Origin of the sequence: Paralcaligenes sp. KSB-10 (assembly GCF_021266465.1) — a bacterium.
GTDB lineage: Bacteria > Pseudomonadota > Gammaproteobacteria > Burkholderiales > Burkholderiaceae_B.
This window is the reverse complement of sequence record NZ_CP089848.1, coordinates 907,074-929,817: the sequence shown is the minus strand read 5'-3', so window position 1 is coordinate 929,817 and position 22,744 is coordinate 907,074. Positions and strand designations below refer to the sequence as shown.

20 protein-coding genes are annotated in these 22,744 nt (G+C 59.0%); 19 read left to right on the top strand and 1 reads right to left on the bottom strand.

Annotated elements, in window-relative coordinates; genetic code table 11:
• Position 1: 1 nt before the first annotated feature.
• From LSG25_RS04275 to trmD, 9 genes are all read left to right on the top strand, one after another.
• A complete protein-coding gene (locus LSG25_RS04275; protein ID WP_232743473.1) occupies positions 2–1,777 on the top strand; it encodes a GspE/PulE family protein in 1,776 nt (591 codons plus the stop codon).
• A complete protein-coding gene (locus LSG25_RS04270) occupies positions 1,774–2,907 on the top strand; it encodes a general secretion pathway protein (RefSeq protein WP_232743472.1) in 1,134 nt (377 codons plus the stop codon). Before LSG25_RS04275 ends, LSG25_RS04270 begins: the two co-directional genes overlap by 4 nt.
• A 27-nt stretch (positions 2,908–2,934) precedes the next feature.
• Positions 2,935–3,537: a type 4 pilus major pilin gene (locus LSG25_RS04265; protein ID WP_232743471.1), complete on the top strand. Its 603-nt coding sequence runs from the start codon at positions 2,935–2,937 to the stop codon at positions 3,535–3,537.
• 9 nt (positions 3,538–3,546) lie between these two features.
• Positions 3,547–4,566 carry a type II secretion system protein gene (locus tag LSG25_RS04260; RefSeq protein WP_232743470.1) on the top strand — a complete coding sequence of 340 codons (1,020 nt, stop codon included), beginning with the start codon at positions 3,547–3,549 and terminating at the stop codon, positions 4,564–4,566.
• 117 nt (positions 4,567–4,683) lie between these two features.
• Positions 4,684–7,308 carry an alanine--tRNA ligase gene (gene alaS, locus LSG25_RS04255; RefSeq protein WP_232743469.1) on the top strand — a complete coding sequence of 875 codons (2,625 nt, stop codon included), beginning with the start codon at positions 4,684–4,686 and terminating at the stop codon, positions 7,306–7,308.
• Between the two features lie 28 nt (positions 7,309–7,336).
• The gene (locus LSG25_RS04250; RefSeq protein ID WP_232743468.1) at positions 7,337–7,585 is read left to right on the top strand and encodes a sulfurtransferase TusA family protein; all 249 of its coding nucleotides are present in this window, start codon (positions 7,337–7,339) and stop codon (positions 7,583–7,585) included.
• Between the two features lie 237 nt (positions 7,586–7,822).
• Positions 7,823–8,077, top strand: a complete 255-nt coding sequence (rpsP, locus tag LSG25_RS04245; RefSeq protein ID WP_232743467.1) for a 30S ribosomal protein S16 — start codon at positions 7,823–7,825, stop codon at positions 8,075–8,077.
• A 36-nt stretch (positions 8,078–8,113) separates the two neighbouring features.
• Positions 8,114–8,731, top strand: coding sequence for a ribosome maturation factor RimM (gene rimM, locus LSG25_RS04240; protein WP_232743466.1), 618 nt, complete (start codon positions 8,114–8,116; stop codon positions 8,729–8,731).
• Positions 8,732–8,745: 14 nt separating this feature from the next.
• Entirely contained in the window at positions 8,746–9,543 is a 798-nt protein-coding gene (trmD, locus tag LSG25_RS04235; RefSeq protein WP_232743465.1) for a tRNA (guanosine(37)-N1)-methyltransferase TrmD, read from the top strand.
• 419 nt (positions 9,544–9,962) lie between these two features.
• Here trmD and LSG25_RS04230 read toward each other — a convergent pair whose 3' ends face one another.
• Positions 9,963–12,809, bottom strand: a complete 2,847-nt coding sequence (locus tag LSG25_RS04230) for a valine--tRNA ligase (RefSeq protein WP_232743464.1) — start codon at positions 12,807–12,809, stop codon at positions 9,963–9,965.
• A 534-nt stretch (positions 12,810–13,343) separates the two neighbouring features.
• Here LSG25_RS04230 and ndk point away from each other — a divergent pair.
• The 10 genes from ndk (at position 13,344) to hfq (ending at position 22,744) form a co-directional block, all read left to right on the top strand.
• Positions 13,344–13,769, top strand: coding sequence for a nucleoside-diphosphate kinase (gene ndk, locus LSG25_RS04225; protein ID WP_232743463.1), 426 nt, complete (start codon positions 13,344–13,346; stop codon positions 13,767–13,769).
• 40 nt (positions 13,770–13,809) lie between these two features.
• On the top strand, positions 13,810–14,964 hold the full coding sequence (rlmN, locus tag LSG25_RS04220; RefSeq protein ID WP_232743462.1) for a 23S rRNA (adenine(2503)-C(2))-methyltransferase RlmN: 1,155 nt from the start codon (positions 13,810–13,812) through the stop codon (positions 14,962–14,964).
• Positions 14,961–15,452, top strand: coding sequence for a RodZ family helix-turn-helix domain-containing protein (locus tag LSG25_RS04215; protein WP_232743461.1), 492 nt, complete (start codon positions 14,961–14,963; stop codon positions 15,450–15,452). Before rlmN ends, LSG25_RS04215 begins: the two co-directional genes overlap by 4 nt.
• The gene (gene ispG, locus LSG25_RS04210) at positions 15,452–16,738 is read left to right on the top strand and encodes a flavodoxin-dependent (E)-4-hydroxy-3-methylbut-2-enyl-diphosphate synthase (RefSeq protein WP_232744558.1); all 1,287 of its coding nucleotides are present in this window, start codon (positions 15,452–15,454) and stop codon (positions 16,736–16,738) included. Before LSG25_RS04215 ends, ispG begins: the two co-directional genes overlap by 1 nt.
• 45 nt (positions 16,739–16,783) lie before the next feature.
• The gene (gene hisS / locus LSG25_RS04205; protein ID WP_232743460.1) at positions 16,784–18,073 is read left to right on the top strand and encodes a histidine--tRNA ligase; all 1,290 of its coding nucleotides are present in this window, start codon (positions 16,784–16,786) and stop codon (positions 18,071–18,073) included.
• A 3-nt stretch (positions 18,074–18,076) separates the two neighbouring features.
• Positions 18,077–18,712, top strand: a complete 636-nt coding sequence (locus tag LSG25_RS04200) for a tetratricopeptide repeat protein (RefSeq protein ID WP_232743459.1) — start codon at positions 18,077–18,079, stop codon at positions 18,710–18,712.
• A gap of 4 nt (positions 18,713–18,716) precedes the next feature.
• Positions 18,717–19,874 carry an outer membrane protein assembly factor BamB gene (gene bamB, locus LSG25_RS04195; protein ID WP_232743458.1) on the top strand — a complete coding sequence of 386 codons (1,158 nt, stop codon included), beginning with the start codon at positions 18,717–18,719 and terminating at the stop codon, positions 19,872–19,874.
• Between the two features lie 5 nt (positions 19,875–19,879).
• Positions 19,880–21,310 carry a ribosome biogenesis GTPase Der gene (gene der, locus LSG25_RS04190; protein WP_232744557.1) on the top strand — a complete coding sequence of 477 codons (1,431 nt, stop codon included), beginning with the start codon at positions 19,880–19,882 and terminating at the stop codon, positions 21,308–21,310.
• Complete coding sequence (gene hisC, locus LSG25_RS04185; RefSeq protein ID WP_232743457.1) at positions 21,311–22,390, top strand: histidinol-phosphate transaminase; 1,080 nt, start codon at positions 21,311–21,313, stop codon at positions 22,388–22,390.
• 117 nt (positions 22,391–22,507) lie between these two features.
• Complete coding sequence (gene hfq / locus LSG25_RS04180; protein WP_217965235.1) at positions 22,508–22,744, top strand: RNA chaperone Hfq; 237 nt, start codon at positions 22,508–22,510, stop codon at positions 22,742–22,744.

Below are 22,744 nucleotides of genomic sequence, written 5' to 3'. Positions count from 1 at the left end.
CATGTTGAGTTCATTGCGCCGGTTTGCCGCGCCCGCACCCAGATTGCCGCTATCGGCGGCGCGTTTCGACGTGTCCCGTGCCGTGTTGATTTCCGGTCCGGATGAGCTGGCTGCCTTGCAGCCCGCATGGTCCAGATCCTTAAGCGCTGATTTCGAGGTCGAGTCTCTGGCCGGCCGATTGTGTCCCGTGCTACTGGCCGATCAGAGCGTGGCGATTTTTGCCCTGGCCGAGCATGCGGGCAGCGACCAGGCCGATGAGCTGGCCAGGCGGGTAGCCGAAAGCGGTTATCGCCTGGCGTTGCCGCAACGCTATATATTGGCTGCTCCCTTGCTGCTGGCAATTGCCCGCAATCAGATGCCGGTTCAGCCCGGTGCGTGCGGGGGCGATCTTGCCTCGGCCCAGGCCAGAACCGCGTTGGCGGGCGCTTTTCAGGACATCATTGAATGGGGCGTACGGCACGGTGCGAGCGACGTGCATCTGAACGTTCGCATGAACGAGTCGGAATCCGAAATCAAATATACATTGGCGGGACGCTATGTGGCCCCTGAACGGTTTCGCCGCATGCCTACGCGTACCCTGGTCGACATGCTGTCTGTTGCCTGGATGGACATACACGGCGGCAATGGCGCGGTTTTCGATCCCTTGATCGAGCAGCAGGGAAAATTGAGCAGACAGGTGGACGGCAGAACGGTTTTGCTGCGCTGGGCGTCGCTGGCTGCCGATCAAGGGCCCAGTGTGTGCCTGCGCCTGCTCAAGCGCGAAGCGGCGATCGGCCAGAGCCTGGACCAGCTTGGCTATTTGCCTCATCAAGTCAGCGCCATCGAGCGTGTCATGGTGTCGGAAGGGGGCGCCATTGTTTTTGCCGGCACGGTAGGCTCCGGCAAATCCACGACCCTGGCGTCGCTGATGGCGGGGATTCCCGAGCATCGAAAGATCATTACCGTCGAGGATCCGGTCGAGTATCTGATTCCTCGCGCCATACAAAATACAGTCGTGCGCGATCTCGATACAACAGATCACGATGCTTACGCGGCCAAGCTCAGAACGCTTAAACGGTCGGCCATGAATGATGTCCTGCTGGGTGAAATTCGCGATCGGGAATCGGGGAGGGCGTTTATGGATCTGGCCGGCTCGGGCGTGAATGTGTACACCACGACGCATGCTCCGTCGGCAATGCTTGTGGGCGAACGGCTGGCTTCAGACTTTATCGGTGTGTCGCGCGATTTTCTGTCCTGTCCGGGTGTGCTCAAACTGCTGGTTTATCAGGTGCTGCTGCCCAGGCTATGCCCGTTTTGCGCTCTGCCGGCCGCGCGCCTGCTGGCGGGCGGCGAGGGCCTCGATGGCCGGCATCGAGAAGGTGCCGCCTGGCGTACGTGGCTCGATCGTTTGCGGCGTTTGTGCGTCTGCGATCCCGATTCCCTGAAAATCCGCAACCTGCAGGGTTGCCGGCATTGCCAGAATCCGCAGGCGCCCGCATTGAACGGTTATGCCGGACGAACCGTGGCGGCCGAATATATCGAGCCGTCTTTGCATCCCGAGTTTCTTGAAGCTATTCAGCGAGCCGATTCTTCGAAGTACGGCGAATTCCGCTACACCGCCCAGCCACAGGCCGGATCCAGTGCAATGGAAGCGGGGACCGCCATGGAGTGCGCTATGCACAAAGCGCTGCGTGGGGAAATCGATCCACGGGAAATTGAACTGCGGTTTCAGTCCTTCGAAACCTATGAGCGTCTGCTGCGCGTGCGCGGCGATTGTGGCTTGCGAGTCGTGGCATGAGCCTTGCACAGCTCGCCGACCCGCTGTTGCAGGGCCTGGAACTTCTTGCCTCGCGTGTGGACCGTTGGCGTTTTCGTTCCGGGCGCGCCGATTATTACGAGTATCTTGCCGCACTTATGGAAGGGATGCAGGGTCGGCGCACTTTGCGCGAAATCTTCGAGCATGACGCCTGGCGGTATGGAGAGGCGTCGGTGCGCGGCCGCCTGTCGGGCCGCTGGGCGCAAGCCTACCAGGCTACCGGCGGCGATCTGTACGTGACCTGGCTCGAGTGTTTTCCAACGGCTGAGCTGGGTCTGATCAGGGCGGCCCAGGCGCACGGCAACGCTCCCCTGATACGCACGCTGCATGATCTTGGCGATGCGGTGCGGTTAATGCAGCTTGCCAGGGATATCCTTTATTCGACGCTCTGGTCGGCTATGGTTGCGCTGTTTGTGCTGGCATCTCTATTATTGGCTGTGCCCTTGTTTACTGTGCCTCATTTGCGTCGCACCTTCGATGCGGTACCGGCCGAATATTACGGGGTACTGACGCGGCATCTGTTCTCATTGTCTTCCTGGATACAGGGGCATTGGCTGTTCGTCGCGGTCTTCCTGGCGGGGGGAGGGCTATTGCTGTTGTGGTCCCTGCCTAATTTTTCCGGCCGCGTGCGCAATTTCCTGGACCGCTATTCCTTGTGGCGCATATACCGCTATGTCAACGCGGTCCGCTTCATGGCGGTGCTGACTATTGTGCTGACGCGGCAGGGAGCCGGTTCGACTCAGTTGCGAGCCGCAGTGGCCATGCAGAAAGCCGGGGCTTCGGCCTGGAGCGTGTGGCACCTCGATGCCATGCTGGCACGCATCGACGTCGGCCTGGTCGGCGCCGATACCTTTGACACGGGGCTGTTTGATCCTGAATTGTTCTGGTTTCTGAGCGACATGGCGATGGCGCGCGGGCTGGACACGGGCCTGGTTCTGGCCCGCCAGCGATTGAAGGCGCAGGTGCTTACGACGGTGTCGCGCCAGGCTCTCGCAATGCGCTGGTGTTTGTTGCTGCTGTGCGTGGCGGGCTTGCTGGGTTTGGGCTTGTGGCATTACGCGGTGATCGACGAACTGCGTCGGGCATTGATGTTTTTTTACGCAAGCCAATAGTGGCAAGCGTGTCATCGAGGAGTTGTCATGTCTGTTATTACCACCGCGGTTCAGCCGCGCTGCCTGCCTCTGCGGCACGGCCTGCATCGTCAACAAGGATTTTCCCTGATCGAAGTATCGATCGTGACGGCCATCGTATTGCTGCTGGCGATTATCGGGATTCCGGCCATAGGCAGTTATGTCGTCGAAAACAAGGTACCCAAGGTAGGTGAAGAACTGGCGCGCTTCATTCTGCAGACCAAGGTCAATGTACCCAATGGTTCGTCTGCTCCTTATGCCGAAATCGACACTCCCAATTTTGCGAATCTGGTACGTGAATCCAGCATTTTCTCGGTATCGGGAGCCGACGCAACGATCAAGGTGCTGCACGGGCTGGGTACCGACGGCGAAGTGACCGTCGGTCCGGCCGCGGCCGGCGCCGCCTTTGCGATCACCCTGTCCCGGGTGAATAATGCCGCGTGCCCCGCGATTGCGTCGGTCATGCAGCGGGTTTCCGACAGCATTACCGTGGCTCCCGATGGGCAATCGGCGGCTACGGTAAAAGACGATGCGACCGCCTACAGCGCCTTGACGGCGGAGTCCAAGTGCGCCAGGGGCGATGTCAATACTTTTGTCTTCACTGCCAGCTAGGAGGCCCCCATGCATCGGCAGCAAGGATATGCCCTGCTGGAATTGACGCTGGCGGTGCTGATCGCGACCTTGCTGGCGGTATGGGGCGCAGGCACCCTGGCCAACAGGATCAACGACGGGGCGGCTCAGTCTTCGGCTGCCTGGATGGCCATGGTGAAAAATGCGGTGCAAGCGTATATCGAACGCTACGATCAAACCTTGCTCAAGGCATCGGGCACAACAGAGCTGGCGCATAAAGGGTATGCCAATTGGTCCGCACCCAGCGTGGCCGAGCTCAAGGCCGATGGTCTTTTGTCGGCGGGCTTTCCCGAGCGCGGCACCGGAGGCCTGTCGGCCGCCGTCGTGCTGATGCGCAGCGGTTCATGCGGGGCCGGCGCCTGCCGGCTCGAAGCCCTGGTGCACAGTACCCGGGCCATGGTACGCCGCGGCCATGTCGACGAGCAGATGATCGCGCAATGGTTGCTCGCGGCGCAGGGCTGGGGAGGCGTTGTGTCGCGCCTGCGTCCCGATCATGTCGGTGGTGCAGCCTTCGGTTATTCCAATCCACCTGTAATGGGCATGGATGCCTTGCCCGTCGGCACTTTGGCCATGGCGGTCACGGCGGGACAGTTGGCGCATCTGGATTATTTGCGGGTGCACGATGAGCGTGACCCGGATTTTCGCGGGCCGGCAAGCGTTGCGGGCGATCTCAAGACCGGGGGGTCTTTGTCAATAAAGAACTACCTGACTATTGGCGCTGAAGAGGCGGCGTTTACCCCTTGCAGCCAGAATGGGGCGGTAGCACGCCAGTCTTTTGGCGGTTTGCTGATCTGTCGCGGCTATTCCTGGCGGCAGGCTGGCGGTGGGGGCGGCGGCGGATTTTCGGTCAATACGCTGTATGGCTGCAGGACCGGCAGCGGGAGTTCTTCGGCGAATCCGGCGACCGGCGCCTGCAGTTGTCCTCCTGGTTTTGCAATGACCACCATTTCCGATAGCGGCAGCCACCCGCCGCCCGAGGGGCGGACCGTGGGTTACCTATGCGTCGAATAGCCGTGATTGGCGCAGGGTTCAGTCTTGGCCGCCTGTTGCGATTGGACATGGTTTAGTGTTTTTTTAGCAACAGCCTCTATAATCGACCGTTACCCATTAAATTAGCGCTTTTCTGCAATGAAGACCTCCGAAATCCGTCAAAAATTCTTATCGTTTTTTGAGTCCAAAGGCCATCACATCGTGGCGTCGTCCTCGCTTGTGCCGGGTAACGATCCAACTTTGCTGTTTACCAATGCCGGCATGGTGCAGTTCAAGGATGTATTCACCGGCAAGGAAACCCGGCCCTACACGCGAGCCGCCAGCTCGCAGCGTTGCGTACGGGCGGGAGGCAAGCATAACGATCTGGAAAATGTCGGCTATACGGCCAGGCATCACACGTTCTTCGAAATGCTGGGAAACTTCAGCTTCGGCGATTATTTCAAGCGCGAGGCCATACATAACGCCTGGGAACTATTGACCGCGGTCTACAGGCTGCCGGCCGAAAAGCTGTGGGTGACGGTGTATCAGGAAGATGACGAGGCCTATGACATCTGGGCCAAGGAAATCGGCGTGCCGGTCGAACGTATTGTGCGCATCGGCGACAATAAGGGCGCGCGGTATGCCTCCGATAATTTCTGGCAAATGGCCGACACGGGTCCGTGCGGCCCTTGTTCCGAGATTTTCTACGACCATGGCCCCGAAATCTGGGGTGGGCCACCGGGGTCCGCCGAGGAAGACGGAGACCGCTACATCGAAATCTGGAATCTGGTGTTCATGCAGTTCGAGCGTGATGCCGCCGGCAATATGCCGCGCCTGCCCAAGCCCTGTGTCGATACAGGCATGGGCCTGGAACGCATCGCCGCGGTCTTGCAGCATGTTCATTCCAATTATGAAATAGATCTGTTTCAGGCGCTGATCAAGGCTGCGGCACGCGAAACAAGGGTCGCCGATCTGGCCAATAATTCCCTCAAGGTTATTGCCGATCACATACGCGCCTGCAGCTTCCTGATTGTCGATGGCGTCATCCCCAGCAATGAAGGGCGTGGTTACGTCCTGCGGCGAATTGTGCGCCGCGCCTTGCGTCATGGCTACAAGCTGGGCCAGTCGCAACCTTTCTTTTTTCGGCTGGTGGCCGACCTGGTAGCTCAAATGGGCGAGGCCTATCCCGAGCTGGCCAGAAATCAGGCACGGGTGGAACAAGTGCTCAAGCAGGAAGAAGAGCGTTTTAGCGAAACGCTTGAGCACGGCATGAAGATTCTGGATACGGCGCTTGCCGATATTCCCGAAAACGGCGTGCTCGACGGGCAAACCTTGTTTACGCTTTACGATACTTATGGTTTCCCGGTCGATCTGACCGCCGATATCTGCCGCGAACGCAATGTTGACGTCGATCTCGACGGCTTCGAGCAGTCCATGGCGCGCCAGCGCGAGCAAGCCCGTGCCGCCGGCAAGTTCAAGGCCGTTGAAGGCCTGAGCTATCACGGGGTACAAACGCGTTTCGATGGCTATGAGCATTTGCAGGGCCAGGGCCTGGTTACCGCCCTGTATGTCGGGGGCACGTCGGTCGATTCGGTATCCCAGGGCCAGGAAGCCATTGTGGTACTCGATGCCACGCCCTTTTATGCGGAATCCGGCGGGCAGGTTGGCGATACGGGCACCTTGAGCACCGGTTCCGCCAGTTTCCAGGTGTCCGATACGCAAAAAATTCAGAATGGCGTGTTTGGCCACCATGGGTCCGTGCTGAATGGCTCCCTGGCGGTGGGCGACCGGGTCGACGCGAAAGTCGATGCGCAGCGCCGCGCCCGTACCGTACGCAATCACTCGGCCACCCACCTGATGCACAAGGCTTTGCGGCAGGTGTTGGGCAGCCATGTGCAGCAACGCGGTTCGCTGGTCGACGCGGAAAAAACGCGTTTCGATTTCGCGCACGATGCGCCCATGTCCAGCGAACAAATTGTTCAGGTCGAACAAATCGTCAATGCCGAGATCCTCGCCAATCAGCCGGTCAACGCGCAAGTCATGGCCTACGACGAGGCGGTGAAGGGCGGCGCCATGGCTTTGTTCGGCGAAAAATACGGCGACACAGTGCGTGTGCTGGATATCGGTTTCTCGCGTGAATTATGCGGCGGCACTCATGTGGGCAGCACAGGCGATATAGGCCTGTTCAAAATTCTCTCCGAAGGGGGAGTGGCTGCCGGCGTACGCCGCATTGAAGCCATTACCGGCGATAACGCGCTGCGCTGGGTGCAGCAAACCAATGCCACTCTGTTGCGGGCGGCGGGTTTGCTCAAATCCCAGCCGGCCGAACTCGTCGAGCGCATTGGCCTGTTGCAGAATCAGCTTAAAGCGGCCGAGCACGATCTCGATCAGGCCAAGAGCAAGCTGGCCTCGCAGGCCGGCCTCGATCTGGTCAGCAAGGCTGTGGCCCTGACGGGCGATTCCAAGCTGCTGGTGGCGCAAATGAATGGCACCGATCCCAAGGTGTTGCGCGGCATTGTCGACGAGCTCAAGGGCCGTATCAAATCGGGCATTGTGTTGTTGTCGGCCGAAGCCGAAGGAAAAATCAGCCTGGTTGCCGGCGTGACGTCGGACCTTCTGTCCAAGGTCAAGGCCGGCGAGCTGGTCGGCGCTGTGGCGGCCCAGGTGGGCGGCAAAGGCGGTGGGCGTCCCGATATGGCCATGGGCGGAGGCACCGATCTGGCTGCGCTGCCCGGAGCGATGTCCAGCGTTGAAGCATGGGTGCGCACTCGTCTGGAAGCCTAGGTTTTACCTGGAAGGTTATTCTGTCATCATGAACGAAACAGCAGCTTTGCCTGATCCCGATATCGAAGTGGATGCCTCGGGTCTGAAATGTCCATTGCCTATTTTGCGCGCCAAAAAAGCGCTGGCACAGTTGCAGAGCGGCCAGGTGCTCAAGGTCATTACTACCGATCCGCACGCAATCCGGGATTTCCAGGCCTTTGCCAAGCAAACCGGCAACACCTTGTTGACGCAGGTCGAGTCCGCAGCGGGCGCCACTCATTTCCTGGCCCGCCGCTGACTCCGAATTTCCGGATTCATCGTTGATTGCCACTTTTCCCCGTCGGTAGATGCCCTACTGGAAGTCACTAGGCGGTAGCGCAGGGAGGGGCCTGGTGTCCGCCCCCACACGCATGCCGGCGCATCGGGTGTTGTGTTTTGATGCGGTATTTAATGTTTTCCGGCAAATCGGTTTGCTCACAAGCCTGTAAAAGTGCTAGAATCTTTCGTTTTTCACAGTATTTTCAAAGGATTACCAATGGTTGTGATTCGTCTAGCCCGTGGCGGCTCGAAGAAGCGTCCGTTTTACAACGTTGTAGCAACCGATTCGCGTAACCGTCGCGATGGTCGTTTTATTGAACGCGTGGGGTTTTACAACCCTGTTGCCAATGAAGGTCAGGAAAACCTGCGCCTGGCTTTGGATCGGGTTCAGTATTGGGCCGACAATGGTGCGCAGATTTCGCTTGCCGTCGAGCGTCTGGTAAAAGAATTCTCCGCCAAAGCCGCTGCCTGAGCATTTTGTTCAGCGTACGGCTATTGAGCAGCAATAATGCCTGATACCCAAGGCGCCGGGATACCCGATGGTCTTGTAGAGTTGGGGCGTGTCGTATCCGCATATGGGGTCAAGGGCTGGGTCAAGATCCAGCCGCACTCGGCCCAGGCGGATGTCCTGCTCAAGGTCAAAGACTGGTGGTTGAGAGCGCCCGTTCCCGTGTTGGGAAATACGGGCGTTTTGCCCTTGCCGCGAGCCGTCAAGGTATCGGCCTGCCGCCCTCAAGGCGCCACGATCGTGGCCCAACTGGATCTGGCGCCCGATCGGGACAGCGCCGAAGCGCTCAAGGGCTATACAGTCTGGGTGCCGCGCAGCGCGTTTCCACCTGCCGCAGACGACGAATACTATTGGATCGACCTGATCGGCTGCCGTCTGTTCGGCGACCAGGATGGCCGACCGGTATTGATAGGCGAGGTGGTCGAGGTCGTCGACAATGGCGCACACGCGATTTTGCGTGTGGCAGGCGCCACTCTGGACGAGCAAAACCAACTGGTTCCCGTATTGAATGCCAAGGGCCTTCCCCATGAAGTGCTGGTGCCATTTGTCAATGCGCATATTCATGTGGTCGATGTAGCCGGAAAACGTATCGAAAGCGATTGGCCGGTCGAATTCTAGTTCGAGGCACTGCTATGCGCTTTGACGTTGTTTCTCTGTTTCCGGAAATGTTTGGTGTGGTCCGCGATCAAGGCATCACGGGGCGCGCGCATAAGCAGGGGCTCTGGTCCCTGAATGTGTGGAATCCGCGCGACTATACCCACGACGTTCACCGTACTGTGGACGATCGCCCTTATGGCGGCGGCCCGGGCATGGTGATGATGGCCGACCCCCTGGAACAGGCGGTGCACGCCGCCCAGGAGCAGCGCAGCGAAGCCGCTTCGCCTGGCGATCCGGCGTCAAATGTTCCCGCCGCGGTAATTTTGATGAGCCCGACCGGCAAGCGTTTCGATCAATCGATGGCCGAGCGTTTGCGGGATACAGGCGGAGCCATCCTTATTTGCGGACGCTACGAAGGCGTGGACCAGCGATTCATAGACCGTTGCGTGACCGAGGAAATATCCATCGGCGACTTTGTGCTGTCGGGCGGCGAAATCCCAGCTCTTGCCATCATGGACGCCGCCGTGCGCCTGCTGCCGGGCGCACTGAACGACGCCGATTCGGCATTGCAGGATTCATTCAATACCGTCCTGACCGGGCTGCTCGACAGCCCTCATTACACGCGACCGGAGCAATACGGCGAGCAGCCCGTGCCGGCGGTATTGCTGTCGGGGCATCATGCCAACATTGCCGTGTGGCGCCGCCAGCAGTCTTTGCGGTTGACGCTGGCCCGGCGCCCCGACTTGATAGCCCACGCGCGCGAGCAAGGCCTGCTTTCGGGGGCCGACGAAAAATTCCTGGCCCAAATCGCTGACAGGCCCACCCTCACGTAGATAAAGCCTCTTTCATGCAAAAAAGGCAGGTCCTTAAGCATGCAAAAAGCGCAGGCCTGCGATCATCCGAAAAACGCAGGCCTGGATATCGTCCAAAAAACTTAGATGCAAGCGGGGGTGGCGGCCCAGGCGGGGTGGGGCGAGCGTTGAGTCCGCCGCGGCCGGCGCCTGGATCGGGATGCAAGGGAGCGGTTGTCTGAGCGTCAAGGGCGTCCACAGCCCGGGGGGCTGTGGACGACGCGAGTTCCGCGACCGCCCGATCCAGGCGCCGGCCGCGGGCAGTCCTGGCAAAGCCAGGACCGGACGATGCGAGCCCCACCCCGCCTGGGCCGCCACCCCCGCGCCTCAAGAACGAGGAACATTCAAGAACACGTTTGACGGCCAGCCCCCGCGCCACTGTCTCCAGGAAGAGTTCTACATCACAGCTTGCCGAGCTGCGCGCTGACCGTGTGCAGCGTATCAGTGAACTGTGCCAGCCGAGCTTTTTCCTGTTCGATGACTGCCGCCGGAGCGCGCTCGACGAAGCTTGCGTTCGACAACTTGCCATTGGCCTTGGCAATTTCGTTCTCGAGGCGGCTGATTTCCTTGCCCAGGCGCAGCCGCTCGGCGGCTACATCGATTTCCACATGCAGCATAAGCTGCGTCGTGCCGACGACTTGCACCGGCGCTCCCAAATCGGGCAAATGCTCGACGATGGACACATCGCTCAGCTTGGCAAGCGCAGCCAGATACGGCCGATTGGACTGCAGCGTGTCCTGGTGACCCAAGGCTATAAGCGGCACACGCTGGGCCGGCGACAGGTTCATTTCGCCGCGCAGGGCGCGTACCGCTTCGACTTGCGCCTTGAGCTCGGCAATTTGCGCCTCGGCCTCTTCATCGAGATGATCGGAATCGGCGATCGGGTAGGGCTGTACCGAAATACTGGTTTCTTCAGCGGCCGTGCGCTTTCCGGCCACCAGAGCGACTTTTTGCCAAAGCTCTTCGGTGATGAACGGAATAATCGGATGTGCCAGCCGCAATACCGTTTCCAGCACGCGTATCAGGGTACGGCGAGTACCCAGTTGCTGGGCCGCAGTGCCGCTCTGAATCTGTACCTTGGCCAGTTCGACGTACCAGTCGCAGTATTCGTCCCATATATAGCGATAGAGCGCATTGGCGATATTGTCGAAGCGATAATCGTCGAAACCGCGTTGGATTTCGCTTTCGAGACGCTGCAATTGGCTGACGATCCAGCGGTCGGCAAACGACAGCTCGCCCTGGCCGGCGCCGCCCAAGGCGTGTCCTTCGGTATTCATCAAGACGAAGCGCGTCGCGTTCCAGAGCTTGTTGCAGAAGTTGCGATAGCCTTCGCAGCGCTTCAGGTCGAAATTGATATTGCGCCCCAGCGTTGCATAAGCCGCCATGGTAAAGCGCAAGGCATCGGTGCCGTAGGCAGGGAAGCCCTGGGGGTAGTCCTTGCGGGTTTTCTTTTCGATGCTGGCCGCTTGCCTGGGATTCATCAGGCCCGTGGTACGCTTGGCCAGCAGCTCGTCCAGGCCAATGCCATCGATCAGATCGACCGGGTCTATGGTGTTGCCCTTGGATTTGCTCATTTTCTTGCCGTCCATGTCGCACACCAGCCCGTGCACGTAGACATCGCGGAACGGCACTTCGCCGGTCAGGTGCATGCTCATCATGATCATGCGGGCGACCCAGAAGAAAATAATATCGAAGCCGGTTACCAATACGCTGGACGGCAGGTAGCGCGCCAGATCGGGAGATTGCTCGGGCCAGCCCAGGTCGGTAAACGGCACCAGGGCCGAAGAGAACCAGGTATCGAGCACGTCGGGGTCGCGAGTCAGCGTGCCGCTGACGCCGGCCTGCGCCGCTTTCCTGGCGGCTTCCTCTTCGTTGTGCGCAACGAAAATCTGCCCGTCTTCGGCGTACCAGGCTGGTATCTGGTGGCCCCACCACAGTTGACGCGAAATGCACCAGTCCTGGATTTTTTCCAGCCACTGGTTGTAGGTGGTCGTCCAGTTTTCGGGATAGAACTTGATGCGGCCGTCGCTCACAACCTGAAGCGCTACCTCGGTAATGCTTTTGCCCGGGTTGATGGTGCCTTCGGGGGAGGGCTTGCTCATGGCGACAAACCACTGGTCGGTGAGCATGGGTTCGATGACCGTGTTCGTGCGGTCGCCCCGCGGCACCATGAGTTTATGCGGTTTGACGCCATTTAAGGCGCCGATCGCCTCCAGGTCCTGAACCACTTTTTTGCGCGCCTCGAAGCGATCCAGCCCCTGGTAGGCAGCGGGGGAATTGTCGTTGATCCTGGCATCGAGCGTCAGCACGCTGATCATGTCCAGGCCATGGCGCTGTCCCACAGCGTAGTCGTTGAAATCGTGCGCCGGGGTAACCTTGACGACACCGGTGCCGAATTCGCGGTCGACGTAGTCGTCGGCAATCACGGGGATTTCCCGATTGCACAAAGGAAGCATGACTTTGCGCCCGACCAGGTGCGCGTAGCGCTCGTCGTCGGGGTGGACCATGACGGCTACATCGCCCAGCATGGTTTCGGGCCGGGTGGTGGCGACCACCAAGTGGGTCAGGCCGCCTTCGGGCTGGACGAGCGGGTAGCGGATTTCCCACATGGAACCGTCTTCTTCCTCGCTGACGACTTCCAGATCGGATACCGCGGTGCCCAGTACCGGATCCCAGTTCACCAGGCGTTTGCCGCGGTAAATCAGCCCTTGTTCATGCAGCCGGACAAAGGTCTCGACGACTCCACGCGACAAGTTGTCGTCCATCGTGAAATATTCACGTTTCCAGTCCGCCGATGAACCCAGGCGGCGAAACTGTTCGGTGATGGCATTGCCCGACTTTTGTTTCCATTCCCAGACTTTTTCGACGAAGCGTTCGCGCCCCAGGTCGTGGCGCGATATCTTTTGTGCGTCGAGCTGGCGTTCCACCACGATTTGCGTGGCAATTCCCGCGTGGTCGGTGCCGGGAACGAAAACCGTATCGTCCCCCCGCATGCGGTGATAGCGCACCAGGCCGTCCATGACTGTCTGATTAAAGGCGTGGCCCATGTGCAAAGTGCCCGTTACATTCGGCGGCGGAAACTGGATTGCATAGGGTTGGCTGGCATAACCAGGTGCCGGAGCCACATGCCGGCCTCCCACGAAATAGCCGCGCTGCTCCCATTTTGCGTACCAGCGTGATTCGATTTCGCTGGGTTCGAAGCTCTTGGAAAGTTGGGAAGGGTCGTTCTGTGCGGAGTTCGTGGTCATGATCAAAAAGTCGATACGGAAGCTGGAGCGCCCGGGGCGCCAGAAAATTCATTATGTTCGGGCCGCGACGGACGGGCCGTGCCGGGGCCGGCGGTCCGCCCCGGCGGCACGCAAAGGCTTGACTATATATGAAACGGGCGCAATGCGCGGCGCCTGGCCTGTCATCCTGCAGTTATCGAAGCTGGCGATAATAAGAAGACCTGACCCGGAGATTTCAATGATGATTTTACGATGGAGCAGTGCGCCGCCGGCATGTTAAAATGCTTGGTTAACAAAAACTCGAGCAAAGTTGTTGTTTTTATTGGAAAAACCAATTTGCATAAATGTTGCACAAAAGGTTGCATAAAAGGTCCTTGCAATGGGATCTGCGCAATTGGGTCTTTGCCGCGTCGCCGCGTAGCCGGCTTTGGCAATTGATTCGTGCAAGGAATTTTTGTAACTGATTTCATAACCGCGGTATTTACCTCTATCGACGGGCGCAGCCCGCCTGTCGCCGGGTGGTAAAAACCAACGATTTTATTTTCTGGAGCTTACATGGCGATCGAACGCACCCTGTCCATCATCAAACCCGACGCAGTGGCAAAAAACGTCATTGGTCAAATCGTAGCTCGTTTTGAGCAAGCCAATCTTAAAGTTATCGCCGCTACGCTCAAACAACTGTCGCGTTCCGATGCAGAGCGTTTTTATGCCGTGCACAAAGCGCGTCCTTTTTACAAAGACCTGGTCGATTTCATGATTTCCGGCCCAGTGTTCGTGCAAGTACTCGAGGGCGAGAACGCCATCCAGAAAAACCGCGACCTGATGGGTGCCACCGATCCTAAAAAAGCCGACGCCGGCACGATACGCGCCGATTTCGCCGACAGCATCGATGCCAATGCCGTGCACGGTTCCGACGCAGCCGAAACAGCGGCTGTTGAAATTGCCTTTTTCTTTCCCGAAAGCAATATCCACAGCCGTTGATTTTTTTTGCACAATAAAGTAAGTCACTACTGAATTACTCATGTCATCCGTCGAACCCATCAATCTCCTTGGACTGGACTCGGCCAAACTCGTCGAGTTGGTCGGCCAGTGGGGCGGCAAGCCGTTTCGGGCCAAACAATTGCAGCGCTGGATTCATCAGCGCGGGGCCGATTCGTTCGACGACATGAGCGACCTGGCGCGTGGTTTTCGCGAGCAGCTTTCCGCGCATTGCGCGATTGCCGCGTCGCCGGTTTCGGTCGAACAGCGCTCAACCGACGGAACCCGCAAGTGGTTGTTCGACGTCGGTAAAAACAATGCAATCGAAACGGTTTTTATTCCTGAAGACGATCGAGGCACTTTGTGCATTTCGAGCCAGGCCGGTTGCACCGTGGCCTGCCCGTTTTGCTCGACTGGCTATCAGGGCTTCAACCGCAACCTCACCACGGCCGAAATCATCGGTCAGCTCTGGTATGCCAAACGCGTGCTCGAAGCCGATGCGCAAAGCGCGCGGACCGGCGATCCAGCGGCCGGGGCGGGGGCCAATCGGGTCATCAGCAATGTGGTCATGATGGGCATGGGCGAGCCCCTGCTCAACTATGATCAGGTGCTGGGCGCCTTGCGCCTGATGGTCGATGACAATGCCTATGGGCTGTCGCGTCGGCGAGTCACGGTGTCGACCTCGGGGGTGGTTCCCATGATGGACCGCCTCGGGCGCGACTGTCCGGTGGCTCTGGCGGTGTCGCTGCATGCGCCCAACGATGCCTTGCGCGACAGGCTGGTGCCGCTGAATCGCAAGTACCCTTTGGCTGAATTGCTGGCCGCCTGCAATCGGTACCTGGAGCACGCTCCGCGTGACTTCATTACATTCGAATATATTATGCTGGACGGCGTCAATGACGCCGACCAGCACGCCCATGAACTTGTCGCTATTGCAAAACAAGTGCGATGCAAGTTTAATTTGATTCCGTTCAATCCATTTCCGCAATCGGGTTTGAAGCGCTCGCCCATGCCGCGTGTGCGTTTATTTGCGCAGCGCCTCATGGACGCCGGCGTAGTGACCACGATACGGAAAACTCGCGGCGACGATATCGACGCGGCGTGCGGACAATTGGCCGGAGACGTCAAAGACCGTACACGCATCAATGAACGTTTGCCCAATCGCGCGGCCATCGTCATCAAAGAGGAACGAGGATGATTCAACCTTTACGCAACGAAGCCGAGTCGAGCCCGGCAGCATTGGCTCCCATGGGCGTGGGCGCTACGCTCAAGTCCCTGCGCGAAGCCAAGCAGCTTTCCTTGGGCGATGTGTCCGCTCGTCTGAAGTTTTCCACGCGCCAGCTCGGCGCGCTTGAAGGCGAACAATGGGATGATTTGCCTACGGGCGTGTCGTTGCGGGGATTCGTCAAGAACTACGGCCGTTTTCTCGAGACCGATACCGATGCGCTGGTGTCGATGCTCGACAGCCAGGTTGGTTCAACCGGGGCTCGGCCTATTCCCGTCAGCAGCCCGGCGTCCCTGGGGTCTGCCGATCTTTCCGTGCAAAGCGAGCCTGTGCATCGACCTTGGGGCTGGCTGATCATTATCCTGATTTTATTGATCGTTGCCGGCTTTTACGCGATCGAGCGCAACTGGGTGCCCGACTCCTGGCTGGTATTCGATTGGCTGAAGTCTTTAAAGAAATGATGCAAGATCCAAAAGGGGCAAGCTCGGAACCCGTCGCCTCATCTCTGGGTACGGCGGCGCGCCGCACCACGCGTCCGGTCATCGTCAAGTGGAACGACCGGTCTGTGCAAATTGGCGGCGGGGCGGCCGTTGTGGTGCAATCCATGACCAATACCGACACCACCGATGCCATTGCCACGGCCATACAGGTCAAAGAGCTGGCTCAGGCGGGATCGGAACTGGTACGGATCACAGTCAATACCCCCGAGGCGGCCAAGGAAGTACCGGCGATCCGCGAACAGCTCGACCGCATGGGCGTGCATGTGCCGCTGGTGGGCGATTTTCATTACAACGGTCATAAACTGTTGTCGCAGTTCCCGGATTGCGCCCAGGCGCTTTCCAAATACCGCATCAACCCCGGCAATATGGGGGGAGGCAAAAAGCGCGACGACAATTTCGCCCAAATGATCGAAATTGCCTGCCGCTACGAAAAGCCGGTGCGCATAGGCGTGAACTGGGGCAGTCTCGATCATGAGCTCCTGGCGCGCATGATGGACGACAACAATCGCTGCGCCGAACCCCGGGACGCTCAGGCCGTGATGCGCGATGCCCTGGTGGTTTCGGCGATCAGCAACGCCCGGCGCGCCGAAGAGCTCGGCCTGTCGCCCAACGCCATTGTGCTGTCGTGCAAGGTCAGCCATGTCCAGGACCTGATTACGGTGTATCGGGATCTGTCGTCGCGTTGCGACTATCCCGTGCACCTGGGCCTGACCGAAGCCGGCATGGGCAGCAAAGGAATCGTCGCATCGACGGCGGCACTGTCGGTGCTGTTGCAGCAGGGCATAGGCGATACGATCCGTATTTCTCTCACGCCGGAACCAGGTGGGGACCGTACTCGCGAAGTCATTGTGGCGCAGGAAATTCTTCAAAGCATGGGCTTGCGCGCCTTCACCCCCATGGTCATTGCTTGTCCGGGCTGCGGGCGCACCAGCAGTACGTTTTTCCAGGAACTGGCCGACAGTATTCAAAGCTACCTGCGCCAGCAAATGCCTGTGTGGAAAACCCGTTATCCGGGGGTTGAAACCATGAATGTGGCTGTGATGGGCTGTGTGGTGAACGGTCCCGGGGAAAGCCGTCATGCCGACATAGGCATCAGCCTGCCCGGCACGGGCGAGGTTCCTTCCGCGCCTGTGTTCGTCGATGGCGAACGTACTGTCACTCTCAAGGGGGCATCGATTGCGCAGGAATTTCTGGCTATCGTCGAAAAGTACGTCGAACGCCGTTACGGCGCTTCGGGTTCGCATTGAAAGGCCCGTTTTTTCAGATCCATGGGCTTTAATAACAGAGAGTTTATGACCCAGTCGTTTCAGAAGGTTCGTGCCCTGACCGGCATGAAAGATGTTCTACCCGATACCAGCTCCCAATGGGAACTGCTCGAGGAAACAGTACGCTCGTGGCTTGCCAGCTATGGGTATCGCAATATGCGTACTCCCGTGCTTGAGCAAACCCGCCTGTTTGCCCGCGGTATTGGCGAAGTAACTGATATCGTCGAAAAAGAAATGTATTCGTTTACCGATGCCTTGAGCGACGAGCAACTGACCATGCGCCCCGAGTTCACGGCCGGCATGGTGCGGGCGGCCATCGAGCACAATATTTTGTACGATCGTCCGCATCGGGTATATGCCCTGGGGCCGGTGTTTCGTCGCGAAAAGCCGCAACGCGGGCGGTACCGCCAGTTTCATCAGATCGACGTCGAGGCCCTGGGCCTGGCCGGCCCCGATATCGATGCCGAACTCATCGTCATGTTGGCCCGCTTGTGGAAAGTGCTGGGGCTGCGGGATATCCGCCTGGAACTGAACTCGCTGGGGCAGGCCGATGAGCGGGCCGCGCATCGCACGGCGCTGATCGCATATCTCGAGCAGCATAAAGACGTGCTCGACGATGAGGCAAAGCGCCGCATGTACACCAATCCCCTGCGCGTCCTGGATACCAAGAATCCGGCCATGCAGGAAATGGCCAACAATGCTCCGCGCCTGTTTGATTTTCTGGGCGCCGAGTCCCTGGCGCATTTCGATGGCGTGTGCAAGCGCCTCGACGACGCCGGTATTGCCTATAGCCTGAATCCTCGCCTGGTTCGCGGCCTGGACTATTACAATCTGACAGTTTTTGAGTGGGTCACCGACCGTCTCGGGGCGCAAGGTACTGTTTGCGGCGGCGGCCGCTACGACGGCTTGATCGAGTTGCTGGGAGGCAAGCCGGCACCGGCGGTAGGGTTTGCCATCGGCATGGAGCGCCTGCTCGATTTATGCGAACAGGCTCAGGCGCAGGCAACACATGCCGAGTGCCAGGTCTACATGATTTATCAGTCCGACGAGGCGCAGCGCCAGGCTGCCCAGGTGGCAGAAAGCTTGCGCGATGCGGGTTTGCGCGTCATCGTGCACGCCGGATCTGCCGGCTTCAAGGGGCAGTTCAGGCGCGCGGATGCTAGTGGGGCGACGGTTGCGGTTATTCTGGGCGCCGATGAGCTAAGCTCTCGCACGGCGAGTGTTAAATGGTTGAGAGCCGAGGGTTTGGATCCCCAGTCTCAGCAAGAGACGATTCCCCTGGATCGTTTGGTTACAGAATTGAAATTAAAGGTTTGACGCATGGCATACGATTTGGAAGAGCAGGAAAAACTGGACGCATTGCGTGCATGGTGGGACCGCTACGGCACTTTGTGTGCGGCCCTGCTGTTTGTGGCCGTGGCGTCGGTTGTCGGGTGGCGCGGCTGGCAGTGGTACCAGGGCCACGAGGCCACCCAGGCCATGAGCTACTTCGAGGCCCTTGAAAATGCCACCGGACAGCAGGGCAGCGACGCCTTGGCCCGCATCAAGGCGGCCAGCCAGACCTTGCGCACCGAGTTTGCCAAATCGGGCTATACCTCGCGTGGCTTGCTGATCGCCGCCGAGGCCTTGCAGGCCCGCAATGATCTCGATGGTGCGCGCGAACAGCTCGAATGGCTCATAAAGAACAGTTCGGACGCGGCACTGGTGCCCTTGGCCAAATTGCGCTTGGCCGGTGTGCTGCTTGAGCAAAAGCAATACGATTCGGCCCTGGCGCAGCTTGACAATGCGCCGGCTGCGTTTGCGGGCTTGTTTGCCGATCGTCGCGGCGATATTCTGGCGGCTCAGGGTAAAAAGGCCGAGGCGAAAACTGCCTGGGAGACGGCGCTGAAAGCGTTCGGCGTCGACCCGGTTGCTCAAATCATTCAACTGAAAATAGATGCCTTAGGCGGAGCTTAACTCTATGTCGACTTCCCGTGTTCGTCGTGTCTTGCGCAGCTCCGTGCTGGTGCTGAGTGTTGCGGCCCTGGCCGGATGTTCCATGTTCTCCAACCGGAACCCGCGCTATGATCCCGTGCCCTTAACCGAATACGCGGCGGGGATTTCGGCGCATATTGCGTGGTCCACTGCCATAGGCAGTGGCGGCGGCTACGGTTTCGCTCCGTTCGTCGTGGGCGAAGCGGTCTATGCTGCCGCGCCCAATGGAGCGGTGGCCAAGCTGGATATTTCCTCGGGGCGTGTCCTGTGGCAGGCCAGCGCCAAATCCGGGCTATCGGCGGGAGTGGGTTCGGATGGTCAGGTCACAGCAGTGGCCGCGCCCGACGGTTCGGTCATAGCCTTTGACGAGCAGGGCAAGGAAAAATGGCGGGCCAAGGCCACCAGCGAGGTGAACATTCCTCCTGCGGTCGGGGCTGGAGTCGTGGTGGTTCGCAGCAGCGATTACCGTATCCAGGCTTTCGACGAGAATACCGGCGCCCCTCTCTGGAATATCCAGCGCCCTGGGCCGGCTCTCGCGCTCAAGACCAATATGCAAATGGTCATAGCCGAAGGATTGTTGATTTCCGGCCTGCCCAACGGCAAATTGATTGCCATTAATGTCCGCAATGGCAATGTGCAATGGGAAGGGGCCGTGTCGACCTCACAAGGGGCTACCGACCTGGAGCGCATCAACGATGTGGTTGGCTCGCCGCAGATTCAGGGATCATTGCTGTGTGGCGTTACCTATCAGGGGCGCATGACGTGCTTTGATGTCGCTCAAGGCGGCCGTCAGGTCTGGGAACAGCGGTTTTCCAGTGCAACCGGCATGACCACCGATTCGCAGCAGGCTTATGCCTCCGATCAGCGCAGCGTGGTTTATGCGTTCAGCCTGGCCGACGGCCATCAGATCTGGAAACAAGACGGGTTGCGCTACAGACAACTGTCCGGGCCGGCTGTAGTTCCGCAGGCCGTGGCAGTAGGCGACTATCAGGGCTATGTGCATTTCCTGTCGCGTACCGATGGCCATCTGCTTGGCCGTATTCAGCTGGGCAGCGACCCCATTACGTCTCCGCTGGTGGCCAGCAGCCATGGCGTGCTGGTGCAGACCGCCAGCGGCAATTTAGTATTAGTTGGTGTCAATTGAACAATATTACGCTCAAGCCGGTAGTGGCCCTGGTAGGCCGGGCCAACGTAGGCAAGTCCACGTTGTTCAACCGGCTTACGCGTTCGCGCGCCGCTCTGGTGGCCGATTTTTCAGGATTGACCCGCGATCGTCATTACGGTGAAGGGCGGGTTGGCGATCACCCTTTCATTGCCGTTGATACCGGCGGTTTCGAACCGGTCGCCAAAGACGGCATTTTGCTCGAGATGGCTCGCCAGACGCAGCAGGCGATCGCCGAGTCCGATGTGGTGATTTTCCTGGTCGATGCGCGTGCCGGTGTCAATGCCCACGATCATGAAATCGCGCGTTTGTTGCGCCGCTCGGGCCAGCGGATCTATCTGGCGGTGAACAAGGCCGAAGGCATGCGCTATGGGTCGGCGACAGGCGAATTTCACGAATTGGGCCTGGGCGAGCCCTACGCGATTTCCGCATCGCATGGCGATGGCGTGGTCGATTTGATCGAACGGGCCTTGTCTTATCTCGACGAGGCCCCGGGGTCTGCCGAAGCCGAGAAACCGGAGCTGGCCGAATTCGGCCTGGACGAAGGCTCGCATCTGGTGCATTCCGACGAGCCCGGCAGTCAGGCTGACGATAGCGACGAAGCCTACGATCACCGCATCAAGCTGGCGATCGTAGGGCGGCCCAATGTAGGGAAATCCACTCTCATCAATACTTTGCTGGGCGAAGAACGGGTCATTGCGTTCGATTTGCCAGGCACTACGCGCGATGCCATCGAAATCGAATTCGAGCGCGCAGGTGTTTCCTATACCCTGATCGATACGGCCGGCTTGCGCCGCCGCGGCAAGGTATTCGAGGCGATCGAAAAATTTTCCGTCATCAAGACCCTGCAAGCCATCGAAGCCTGCAATGTCGTCTTGCTCATGCTCGATGCCCAAACGGAAATCTCCGACCAGGACGCGCATATTGCCGGATTCGTGCTTGAAACCGGCCGGGCCTTGGTCGTGGCCATCAACAAATGGGACGGCCTGGACGGCGAGCAGCGCGAGCGCATACAACGCGAGTTCGAACGCAAACTGCGGTTTTTGTCTTTTGCCAAAATGCATACGGTATCGGCGCTGAAAGGGCAGGGTGTCAATGCCTTGCTCAAATCGGTCAATGCCGCCCATGCGGCTGCGTTTGCCAAGCTGTCCACACCTAAGCTAACCCGCGAACTGCAGGCGGCCGTCGAACAGCAGCCGCCGCCGCGCAAAGGGATATTCCGCCCCAAAATGCGCTATGCGCACCAGGGTGGGCAGAATCCGCCGCTTATCGTCATACACGGCAATGCGCTCGATGCCATTTCCGATTCGTACCGGCGCTACCTCGAAACCCGGTTTCGCGCGGCGTTCAAACTTGACGGCACGCCGTTGCGCATCGAATTCAAATCTTCTCACAACCCGTATGTACAGGGGTCTTAATTGAGCCGCTTCTGGAGCGACCACGTCGCCGATCTTGCACCGTATACACCCGGCGAACAACCGGGGATCAGCGATCTGCTCAAACTCAATACCAACGAGCATCCGTACGGCCCGTCGCCGCGCGTTGTCGACGCCATCAAGGCGGCCACCGACGATCGCCTGCGGCTTTATCCGGATCCCGCCGCCACCGCTCTGCGTGAAGCGATTGCAGCCCTGTGCGATGTCGAGGCCGATCAGGTGTTTCTGGGCAATGGCTCGGATGAAATCCTGGCCCATGTCTTTAACGGTCTGTTCAGGAAGGCCGGCCGGCCTTTGCTGATGCCCGACATCAGCTACAGTTTCTATCGCAGCTATTGCCGCCTGTATCAGGTTCCGCACGAAATCATTCCTTTGGCCGCCGATTTTTCGATTCGGGTTGCCGATTACACGGCCAGACGCGATGTACCGGCGGCGGGCATTATTTTTGCCAACCCGAACGCGCCTACGGGCATAGCACTGGGGTTGGCTGAAATCGAGCTGATTCTCAAGGCCAATCCTGATTCCGCCGTCGTGGTCGATGAGGCCTATGTCGATTTTGGCGCCCAGACCGCGATTCCGCTGCTGGCTCGCTACGACAATCTGGTCGTGATCCAGACCCTCTCCAAATCGCGCTCGCTGGCGGGCCTGCGGGTGGGGTTTGCGTTGGCCGGGAAGCAGGTCGTCAATGGTTTGCTGCGCATCAAGGATAGCTTCAATTCTTATCCGCTCGACCGCCTGGCCCAGGTGGGGGCGCTGGCCGCAATTCAGGATACCGCCTATTTCGAGCAGACTCGCCAGGCCGTCATCGCCGCTCGTGAACAGCTTGTGGCGCGTTTGACCGTGCTGGGTTTTGACGTGCTGCCGACCCTGGCCAATTTCGTGTTTGCCCGCCATCCGGCCCATTCGGCGCTCAGCCTGAGTCAGGCTCTGCGTGAGCGCCACATTCTGGTGCGTCATTTCAGGCAAGAGCGCATTGAGCAGTTTTTGCGCATTTCGGTGGGAACTCCCGGCGAATGCGAGCGTCTATGTAATGCCTTGTCTGAAATTTTGAATAAACATTAATGTGATACACAAAAAAATTAATTTGCCTGACCCCTCGCATGGCGTATTGCGGGAAAACCCTGTAAAGTTATGCATTCAGAAGTCAGTTTAAATAACAACACAATCGGAGCCTCGCCAATGAGCAACAAAGGGCAAACACTACAAGATCCATTCCTCAATGCTTTACGTAAGGATCACGTGCCCGTATCAATTTATCTCGTCAACGGAATCAAATTGCAGGGACAAGTCGAATCGTTCGATCAGTACGTCGTCCTGTTGCGTAATACCGTGACTCAAATGGTTTATAAGCACGCGATTTCCACTGTTGTACCGGCCCGACCAGTCAGCTTCCAAGTGGACGAACCCGCTGAGTAA

What these genes read in the sequence shown, in the direction of transcription:
- LSG25_RS04275 (WP_232743473.1), top strand. Translation starts at nt 2, where the DNA reads ATGTTGAGTTCATTGCGCCGGTTTGCCGCGCCCGCACCCAGATTGCCG.
- LSG25_RS04270 (WP_232743472.1), top strand. Translation starts at nt 1,774, where the DNA reads ATGAGCCTTGCACAGCTCGCCGACCCGCTGTTGCAGGGCCTGGAACTT.
- LSG25_RS04265 (WP_232743471.1), top strand. Translation starts at nt 2,935, where the DNA reads ATGTCTGTTATTACCACCGCGGTTCAGCCGCGCTGCCTGCCTCTGCGG.
- LSG25_RS04260 (WP_232743470.1), top strand. Translation starts at nt 3,547, where the DNA reads ATGCATCGGCAGCAAGGATATGCCCTGCTGGAATTGACGCTGGCGGTG.
- alaS (WP_232743469.1), top strand. Translation starts at nt 4,684, where the DNA reads ATGAAGACCTCCGAAATCCGTCAAAAATTCTTATCGTTTTTTGAGTCC.
- LSG25_RS04250 (WP_232743468.1), top strand. Translation starts at nt 7,337, where the DNA reads ATGAACGAAACAGCAGCTTTGCCTGATCCCGATATCGAAGTGGATGCC.
- rpsP (WP_232743467.1), top strand. Translation starts at nt 7,823, where the DNA reads ATGGTTGTGATTCGTCTAGCCCGTGGCGGCTCGAAGAAGCGTCCGTTT.
- rimM (WP_232743466.1), top strand. Translation starts at nt 8,114, where the DNA reads ATGCCTGATACCCAAGGCGCCGGGATACCCGATGGTCTTGTAGAGTTG.
- trmD (WP_232743465.1), top strand. Translation starts at nt 8,746, where the DNA reads ATGCGCTTTGACGTTGTTTCTCTGTTTCCGGAAATGTTTGGTGTGGTC.
- LSG25_RS04230 (WP_232743464.1), bottom strand. Translation starts at nt 12,809, where the DNA reads ATGACCACGAACTCCGCACAGAACGACCCTTCCCAACTTTCCAAGAGC.
- ndk (WP_232743463.1), top strand. Translation starts at nt 13,344, where the DNA reads ATGGCGATCGAACGCACCCTGTCCATCATCAAACCCGACGCAGTGGCA.
- rlmN (WP_232743462.1), top strand. Translation starts at nt 13,810, where the DNA reads ATGTCATCCGTCGAACCCATCAATCTCCTTGGACTGGACTCGGCCAAA.
- LSG25_RS04215 (WP_232743461.1), top strand. Translation starts at nt 14,961, where the DNA reads ATGATTCAACCTTTACGCAACGAAGCCGAGTCGAGCCCGGCAGCATTG.
- ispG (WP_232744558.1), top strand. Translation starts at nt 15,452, where the DNA reads ATGCAAGATCCAAAAGGGGCAAGCTCGGAACCCGTCGCCTCATCTCTG.
- hisS (WP_232743460.1), top strand. Translation starts at nt 16,784, where the DNA reads ATGACCCAGTCGTTTCAGAAGGTTCGTGCCCTGACCGGCATGAAAGAT.
- LSG25_RS04200 (WP_232743459.1), top strand. Translation starts at nt 18,077, where the DNA reads ATGGCATACGATTTGGAAGAGCAGGAAAAACTGGACGCATTGCGTGCA.
- bamB (WP_232743458.1), top strand. Translation starts at nt 18,717, where the DNA reads ATGTCGACTTCCCGTGTTCGTCGTGTCTTGCGCAGCTCCGTGCTGGTG.
- hfq (WP_217965235.1), top strand. Translation starts at nt 22,508, where the DNA reads ATGAGCAACAAAGGGCAAACACTACAAGATCCATTCCTCAATGCTTTA.